8 protein-coding genes are annotated in these 7775 nt (G+C 64.0%); 5 read left to right on the plus strand and 3 right to left on the minus strand.

The window, feature by feature from the left end:
* Positions 1 to 193 precede the first annotated feature (193 nt).
* Together CH275_RS17760 and CH275_RS17765 are read left to right on the plus strand one after the other, a co-directional pair.
* A complete protein-coding gene (locus tag CH275_RS17760) occupies positions 194 to 1945 on the plus strand; it encodes a pyruvate dehydrogenase (protein WP_094679647.1) in 1752 nt (583 codons plus the stop codon).
* 267 nt (positions 1946 to 2212) lie between these two features.
* Positions 2213 to 2917 carry a TerD family protein gene (locus tag CH275_RS17765; RefSeq protein WP_094679648.1) on the plus strand — a complete coding sequence of 235 codons (705 nt, stop codon included), beginning with the start codon at positions 2213 to 2215 and terminating at the stop codon, positions 2915 to 2917.
* Here the strand turns inward: CH275_RS17765 and CH275_RS17770 are convergent, their stop codons facing one another.
* Positions 2918 to 3985 (minus strand): DNA polymerase IV, encoded by a 1068-nt coding sequence (locus CH275_RS17770; protein ID WP_094679649.1) that lies wholly within the window; start codon positions 3983 to 3985, stop codon positions 2918 to 2920.
* Between the two features lie 34 nt (positions 3986 to 4019).
* Here CH275_RS17770 and CH275_RS17775 point away from each other — a divergent pair, with 34 nt between their 5' ends.
* The gene (locus tag CH275_RS17775; RefSeq protein ID WP_218828804.1) at positions 4020 to 4448 is read left to right on the plus strand and encodes a DoxX family protein; all 429 of its coding nucleotides are present in this window, start codon (positions 4020 to 4022) and stop codon (positions 4446 to 4448) included.
* On the opposite strand, the gene CH275_RS17780 is transcribed toward CH275_RS17775, so the two are convergent.
* Positions 4442 to 5434, minus strand: a complete 993-nt coding sequence (locus CH275_RS17780; protein ID WP_094679650.1) for an isopenicillin N synthase family dioxygenase — start codon at positions 5432 to 5434, stop codon at positions 4442 to 4444. The two genes, CH275_RS17775 and CH275_RS17780, sit on opposite strands and share 7 nt — an antisense overlap.
* Before the next feature lie 87 nt (positions 5435 to 5521).
* Between CH275_RS17780 and CH275_RS17785 the strand changes: the two genes are divergently transcribed.
* Positions 5522 to 6190, plus strand: coding sequence for an SIMPL domain-containing protein (locus CH275_RS17785; protein WP_094679651.1), 669 nt, complete (start codon positions 5522 to 5524; stop codon positions 6188 to 6190).
* A gap of 23 nt (positions 6191 to 6213) precedes the next feature.
* Entirely contained in the window at positions 6214 to 6963 is a 750-nt protein-coding gene (locus tag CH275_RS17790) for a YqjF family protein (RefSeq protein ID WP_256991102.1), read from the plus strand.
* Here CH275_RS17790 and CH275_RS17795 read toward each other — a convergent pair.
* Positions 6942 to 7565, minus strand: a complete 624-nt coding sequence (locus tag CH275_RS17795) for a DUF6188 family protein (RefSeq protein ID WP_094679652.1) — start codon at positions 7563 to 7565, stop codon at positions 6942 to 6944. The genes CH275_RS17790 and CH275_RS17795 overlap by 22 nt on opposite strands.
* Positions 7566 to 7775 lie beyond the last annotated feature (210 nt).

The following is a 7775-nucleotide window of genomic DNA, read 5'->3' on the forward strand; positions in this document are numbered from 1 at the left end:
ACCGGTTGGGTGCTGGCAGGAATATCGCCACGTGACGGAGATCGCGCTGGGCCTCTACCTGGGCTTTCCTCTTGCGATAGCGATCTCGCTGCACTTTCATGTTTGATACGCCCTCGGCACAGGGAAGGCGTCGAACTGGCGCACGTGAGGCACATCGATCCGAACGCGCCACTACATCCGAGGAGAATTGCACATGCCCACCACAGTGGCCGATCAGCTCGTTCGAGGACTCGTCGACGCCGGCGTACAACGCATCTACGGCATCGTCGGCGACAGTCTCAATCCTGTGGTCGACGCAGTGCGTCGCACCGGCGGATCGGCCAAGGGCGGCATCGACTGGATTCATGTACGCCACGAGGAGGCCGCTGCGTTCGCTGCTTCCGCCGACGCGCAGACCACCGGCGCGCTGGCCGTGTGTGCGGGTTCGTGCGGCCCGGGCAACCTGCATCTGATCAACGGCCTGTTCGACGCACACCGTTCCGGCGCACCGGTTCTGGCGATCGCGTCGCACATTCCCAGCAGTGAGATCGGCTCGGGTTACTTCCAGGAGACGCACCCGGATCGCCTCTTCGGAGAATGCTCGCTCTACAACGAATTCGTCTCCACCGCCGAGCAGGCACCCCGCGTGTTCCGTGCGGCGATCAATGCCGCCATCACCGGCGGCGGAGTGTCGGTGCTGACGCTCCCCGGCGACATCGCCGAATTGTCGGCCGCCGGATCGATGGACCCGATTGCCATTCCCTCGACACCGGTCGTCACCCCGCCTGCGGCGGACATCCAGACACTGGCCGACGCCATCAACAACGCCGAGAAGGTAGCCATCTTCGCCGGCTACGGAGTCAAGGGTGCTCACGACGAGGTGGTGGCATTCGCCGACACCATCGGTGCTCCCGTCGGACATTCGTTGCGCGGCAAGGAATTCATCCAGTACGACAACCCGTACGACGTCGGCATGACGGGGCTGCTCGGCTACGGAGCTGCGCATGCCGGGATCCACGACGCGGATCTGCTCATCCTGCTCGGCACCGACTTTCCGTATCAGCAGTTCCTTCCCGAGGACGTCACGACCGCGCAGATCGACATCGATCCCACGAAGCTGGGGCGTCGAACCTCGGTGCAGTACCCCATCCACGGCGATGTTCGGGCAACCCTGAATGCGTTGCAGCCGTTGGTCACCCGCAAGATCGACCGCCGCTACGTGGAGAAGTGGGTCGACAAGCACAACGACCTGATGGGTAAGACCGTCGGCGCGTACACCCGCAACGCCGAGAAGCTCATTCCGATCCACCCCGAGTACGCTGCCTCGGTGCTCGACGACCTCGCCGCTGACGACGCCGTGTTCACCACGGACACCGGCATGTGCAACGTGTGGACCGCGCGATACATCAACCCCACCGGTAGAAGAGCTTTCGTAGCATCGATGCTGCACGGCTCGATGGCCAACGCGTTGCCGCACGCCATCGGTGCACAGTTCGCCAACCCCGGCCGTCAGGTGGTCTCGATCTCGGGCGACGGCGGCTTCTCGATGCTGCTCTCGGAACTCCTGACCGTCGCGATGTACAAGCTGCCCGTCAAGATCGTGCTGTTCGACAATTCGACGCTGGGCATGGTCAAGGCCGAGATGCTCGTCGACGGCCTGCCCGACTTCGGCGTGGACGTGCCCCAGGTCGACTACACCGGCATCGCAGCCGCAGCGGGCCTTCACGCGCAACGCGTCGAGAAGCCCGAGGACATCCGCAGCGCGCTCGAGGCTGCTTTCGCGGTCGACGGCCCGGCACTGGTCCAGCTGATCACCGATCCGCTCGCGCTGTCGGTGCCGCCGACCATCACCGGGGAGCAGATCAAGGGATTCGCGCTCGCGATGAGCAAGGTCGTCCTCAACGGGGGCGTCGGCGAAGCGGTTCGGATGGCCAAGTCGAATCTGCGCAACGTGCCGCGTCCGTAAGTCGGATTGCAGCCAAGAATATCGGCGCGACGGGACTCACCCGTCGCGCCGATATTCGGGTCGGTACCTCGAGCGTCAACGAACCGATGCGCACCATCTTCGGCGTCCAGCACACGCCGAAGGGGTGATCGAGCGACCGGTATTCACATTGCCGAAGCGCACAATCCACTCCCGGCCGGTGTCGAACGTAGGAACAGCGGTTATTGTCGACGGACCGCCCAAACCGGACATTGCGATCCGGGACTCGACCGTCCGGAAGGCACAACCATGGCCATCGACTACACCCGCAAACCCTCGACCGGGCAGAACTCGGCAGGGCAACCCGGAGCACCGATCAGTCTGAGCAAGGTGACGCTGTCCAAGGCATCGCCGACCATCAGCCTGACCAAGTCCGGCGAGAAGCAGGGCTCGATGCGGGTGAACCTCAACTGGTCGTCCGGCGCACCCGCAGCGCAGCCGAAGAAGAAGGGCTTCCTGGCCAAGTTGGCTGCGGCGTCGTACGGCTCCGGCGGTGTGGATCTCGACCTCGGGTGCCTCTACGAACTGCGGGACGGCTCCAAGGGCGTGGTCCAGGCACTCGGCAACAGCTTCGGTTCGCTTCAGGATGCGCCGTTCATCGCACTCGACGGTGACGACCGTTCCGGTTCGGTCAGCGGCGGCGAGAACATGCACATCAATCTTGCCCACCCCGAGAAGTTCGCACGAATCCTGATCTTCGCGATGATCTACGACGGCGCACCCAACTGGGCGGCCGTGGACGGAGTGGTGACGCTGTACCCCACCAGCGGCCCGCAGGTGGAGGTGCGACTCGACTCGGCCGAGAACTCGGCACGGATCTGCTCGATCGCGTTGTTGGAGAACACGTCTGCGGGGATCACCGTCACCCGCGAGGTGGAGTACATCCAGGGCAGCCAGGCCGACCTGGACAAGAAGTACGGTTGGGGACTGCGCTGGGCGGCGGGCCGCAAGTAGTCAGAGAGGTTGCGGCGGAGTCATTTCCAGCCGGACGCCGATCAAGCGGACTTGTCGACTGTGGTCGAGACGATCCACGAGGGAAACCGCGGCGGCAGTCAGGGTTGCCGGATCGAAGGTCGGCGAGCCGGCGATCGGCGCGCTGACTGTGTGCGTCTCGAACGGCGCATAGCGGATCTTCAATGCCGCCCGGACGGCCGGCCGGTTGTCGGCTTCGATGTCCGCCAACACCTTCGACGTCAGAGCCGCGACCTCGTCTCGAATGACCGACCAATCTGCGACGTTGGTCTGGAACGTGACCTCGCGACTGTGCGAACGCGCAACCCATGGCTCGGACGTGACCGGCGCGAGGTCGATTCCCCGCCCCTTCGTTCCGAGCCACGGACCGATCTTCGGCCCGAAAGCCGCAGCGAGGTCCGCATCGTCGGCGTCGGCCAGTTCTCGAACCGTCGCGATGCCAAGCGCGGTCAGCCTCTTGGAGATCTTCTTGCCGATTCCCCACAACGCGTCGGTACCGCGATCGCCCATCACGTCGAACCAATTGTCCTGCGTCAGGCGATAGATGCCCTGCGGCTTGTCGAAGTCGGTGGCGATCTTGGCTCGTAGCTTGTTGTCCCCGATACCCACCGAGCAGTGCAGCCCCGTCGCGTCGAACACGGCGTCGTGCACCGTACGCGCGAAGCGCTCCGGGTCATCGGTCTCCACCCCGAGAAACGCCTCGTCCCAGCCGATCACCTCGACCACGACGCCCAACGTCCTCAGCGTGTCCATCACCATCGTCGACGCCTCGTCGTATGCGGGTTTGTCGACGGGAAGAAACACTGCGTCGGGGATCTTCTTTGCGGCGATGCGTAGCGGCATTCCGGAACCGACACCCTTGGCTCTCGCCTCGTACGAGGCCGTCGAGACCACACCACGCTCGGTGGGATCTCCCCTACCTCCGACCACCACTGGTTTACCCGCCAGATCGGGGTTGCGCAGCACTTCGACGGCAGCGATGAACTGGTCGAGGTCGACGTGCAGAACCCATCGACGACGCCCTGGGTCGGTCGGTGTGCTCCCGGTCATGATGCCCAGTGTGCCCGTGGTGTCTCATGACGCAATGACGAAATCGATATCTCGCACCATCGGCCGGATCGTACTCGGGGCGTTCCTCGTCTTCGCCGGTCTGAGCCACCTGTTCTGGGCGCGCACGACTTTCGGGGCCCAGGTGCCGGGGTGGGTGCCGCTGAGCGCCGACTTCGTCGTACTGGCGTCGGGGGTCGTCGAGATCGTGCTCGGGCTGGCACTGCTGTTCTGGACTGCTCGTGCACCGCTCGTCGGTTGGGTGGTCGCGGCCTTCTTCGTAGCGGTCTTCCCCGGCAACATTTCGCAGTTCGTCACCCACACCGACGCGTTCGGCCTCGACTCCGACACAGCACGAGGAATCCGATTGCTGTTCCAGCCACTGTTGATCCTGTGGGCGCTGTGGTGCACCGGAGCATGGGCGCAGTATCGACTGTCACGACACGGGCGCAGCCGGAGTCAGTAGGCGGACCGCTGCCCGGCAGGAACGATGCCGTGGTGCAACTGCGCCACGTCGGGGTGCGCTCGTGTGCGGGACTTCCACGCGTTCTCGCCGTAGGTGCTGTAGATGGGGTTGTCGGGGTCGTTCTCGACACCCCGTGAGTGCAGTGCCAACTCGGGCGGCAGTTCGATGACCGGTACGACGGCATCGAGCGCCGGGCTCAAGAAGTGTGGCACCGATATCCGGTCGATGCCGGGCCCCGGCGCGACCACCCGGTGCCGCGTGGCCCGGAGATAGCCGCCGGTCGCCACTTCCAACAACTCGCCGATGTTGACGATGAATGCTCCGGCCAAGGGCGGCACATCGATCCACGTATCGGGAGTCGTCTCCACCTGCAGCCCGACCGACTCGGGTTCGACGAGAAGCAGGGTCAGCACACCGGAGTCCTTGTGTGCGCCGACGCCCTGTGAGTGGTCAGGCGTGCCCGGGTAGCGCACGACCTTCATCAGGGTGGCGGGCGCGGTGGCGAATGCCTCGTCGAACACGCTCTGGGATGCGCCGAGCGACTGCGCCCAATGCCGGAGGAGACGCAGGCCGAGGCTCGAGACCGTCCGCTCCCACTGCTCGAACGTCTCCCGGAATCCTGCTGGCTGCGAGGGCCACAGATTGGGGCCCTGGAGATTCCAGTAGCCTTCTGCGCCCTCGATGGCAGGACGTTCGGGTCCGATGTCGATCTGCTCCCGCCAATCCACTCGGCCGTTGGTCAGCTCTCCACCCACCCGCGAATAGCCGCGGAAGTGAGGGCTTTTCAGCTGACTGATCTCGTCCTTGACATCGTCCGACACAGCGAAGAACTCCCGTGCCAGACGCAGCACGTCGTGCATTCGCTCGGTCTCGATCCCGTGCCCGACGAGGTAGAAGAAGCCCGACCGATGGGCGGCCTCGCGTAGTGCCCGCTCGAACGCGGAGGGGTCGTTTTCGGCCGAAGCCAGATCGAGAACAGGAAGCATGCTCGCGATTGTCCTCCCCACCTGACGCGTCGGCCAGCACTGTTGAGGTTCCGTGAATATCCATGTGCGAATGCCACACTGGACACCATGAGCCCTGAAGCACTCGACATCACCGTCGTCGGTCACGGCGCAGCCACGTATCCACCCGAACAGTGCACCCTGTCGCTGAGTGTGCGTGCCGACGGACGTACAGCAGAGTCCGCCTCAGAGCCCGCCCAGCAGCTCGTCCGCGAACTGACCCGGCTCGTCGAGCCGCTCTACAACAGCGACGGTGGCCCCATCGATCGATGGTCGGTGGACCAGGTTCGACACTCCCGGAACCGCCCCTTCAATCACGACGGCGAACAATTGCCGTACGTCTACCAGGCCGAGGCCTCGGTGGAAGTGCAGTTCAGCCAACTCGATCTGGTCGACGCGTTCGTCTATGCCGCCTCGGCCCTCGAGGGGGTGTCGATCGATCACTTCGCTTGGGACCTCACTGAATCCAGCAGAACTGCTCACACCCTTGCAGTTCGAGAACTCGCCGTGCGGGACGCTGTCGCCAAAGCCGAGGCCTACGCGTCGAGTCTGGGGCGAACGAGCGTGCATGCTGTCGCGATAGCCGATCCAGGTCTGCTGCCGGGCATCGCCGAGCACGGCGTCCCCGATGCCTCCCCGCGCATGTTCGCCGCGAAGTCTGCCCCGGCCGGATTCGCACTCAAACCCGAGAACATCACGATCGCTGCGAGCGTGCACGCCCGATTCACCGCTACCTGACACTGCGCGCATACGCTCGAATCATGAATCGAGACGATGCCCGACGCCTCTGGCCGCGGCCACCACTGCTGCCTCGTCCGATCCTGATGGATCAACGATGGGAACGGCTGGTCTTTCTGCACTGGCGGATTCCGAGCTCGGTGGTCGCTCCGTTGCTTCCCCGAGGGTGTGTTCCCGACGAATTCGACGGTTCGTCCTGGGTCGGGTTGATCGGCTTCCACATGGTCGGTGCCGGTCTGGGTTACCGACACCCCGTTCCGTACTTCGGCACGTTCGGCGAAATCAACGTTCGCCTGTACTCCGTCGACGCCGAGGGCAGACGCGGCGTCGTATTCCGGTCGCTGGAGGCGTCCAGGCTGGCAGTCGTGTTGGGCACCAACGCCGCTCGCATTCCGTATCGATGGGCATCGATCGACATCGACGACGACACGACAACGATCGGCTACTGCAGCACACGGCTCGCTCCTCCACATCGCGGCGCTACTACGGATTTCGGAGTCGTCAGGGGAACACGCGATATGTCCGAGGACGCACTCGCAGTGTTTCTCACCGCGCGATGGGGATTGCACACTTCGCTGGCCGGGCGGCTGCTGTACGTGCCGAACGTGCACAGGCATTGGCAACTGGTCGACGCGCAACTCACTCATTGCTCCGACGAGCTCGTGGCCGCGGCAGGCATGCCCGACGTCAGTACACGTGCGCCGGACTCGGTGCTGTATTCACCGGGTGTCGAAACCCAATTCGGCAAGCCCTACAGAGTTCGCGGTCGATAGAAGATCACGTGTCCCGAGGACAGTTCGACGACCCAATCCCCATGGGTCGTTTCGCCGACTCCTTCGGAGACGGAGCTCGACGTGACGCTCTCCCGCAACACGAGATAGCCGGAATCGAGCGGGAGCTCGAACAGCAACTTGATGCCATCGGAAAACTCGACCGCGGCATCGTCTCCCGTCGACAGCCGCACAACGGTGGCACCGATGGACGGCAGACCTTCCACGGTCGGTGCTTCGCCTCGAGGATGCTCGGGTGCCGGCCACGATTCGACGGCTCCATCCGGTCCGCACAGGACAGTGGACCCATCCGCGGCGCAGTACTCCCAGGATTCGACTTCGTCACGGGGACCGGCAACCACCGTTCGATCACCGGCGAAAAGCATTCTGAGAACACCGGATTCGTCATAATCGGCTTTCTCGCACACCAGACCGTTCAGAGCCGCGAAGGACCGAAGCCCCTCGAACTGATTGTCCTCGTCGACGGTGAGATCACCGACTTCCACCTCGCTGAACGAAATAGTGGCGCCGTTGTCGAACTCGATGGTGAGATCGAAATCGAGCAGAATTCTGCTGACACGGTGGTGTTCGACGGCGAGTTTCATCGTCGTCGACTGTGCCACAGAACCCAGTCCTGGTACACAACCATCCGGGGCGAGCGTGGCGTTCGGTGGTTGTGACTGTGGATGGTTTCGAAATGCAGACAACCCCCGACTGTGGTGGTCGGGGGTTGTCTGGTTGAAGTTGTGTTCGGCGGTGTCCTACTCTCCCACACCCTGTCGAGTGCAGTACCATCGGCGCTGGAGGGCTTAGCT

The sequence above is a fragment of the Rhodococcus sp. 06-235-1A genome, assembly GCF_002258785.1.
Taxonomy (GTDB): Bacteria; Actinomycetota; Actinomycetes; order Mycobacteriales; family Mycobacteriaceae; genus Rhodococcoides.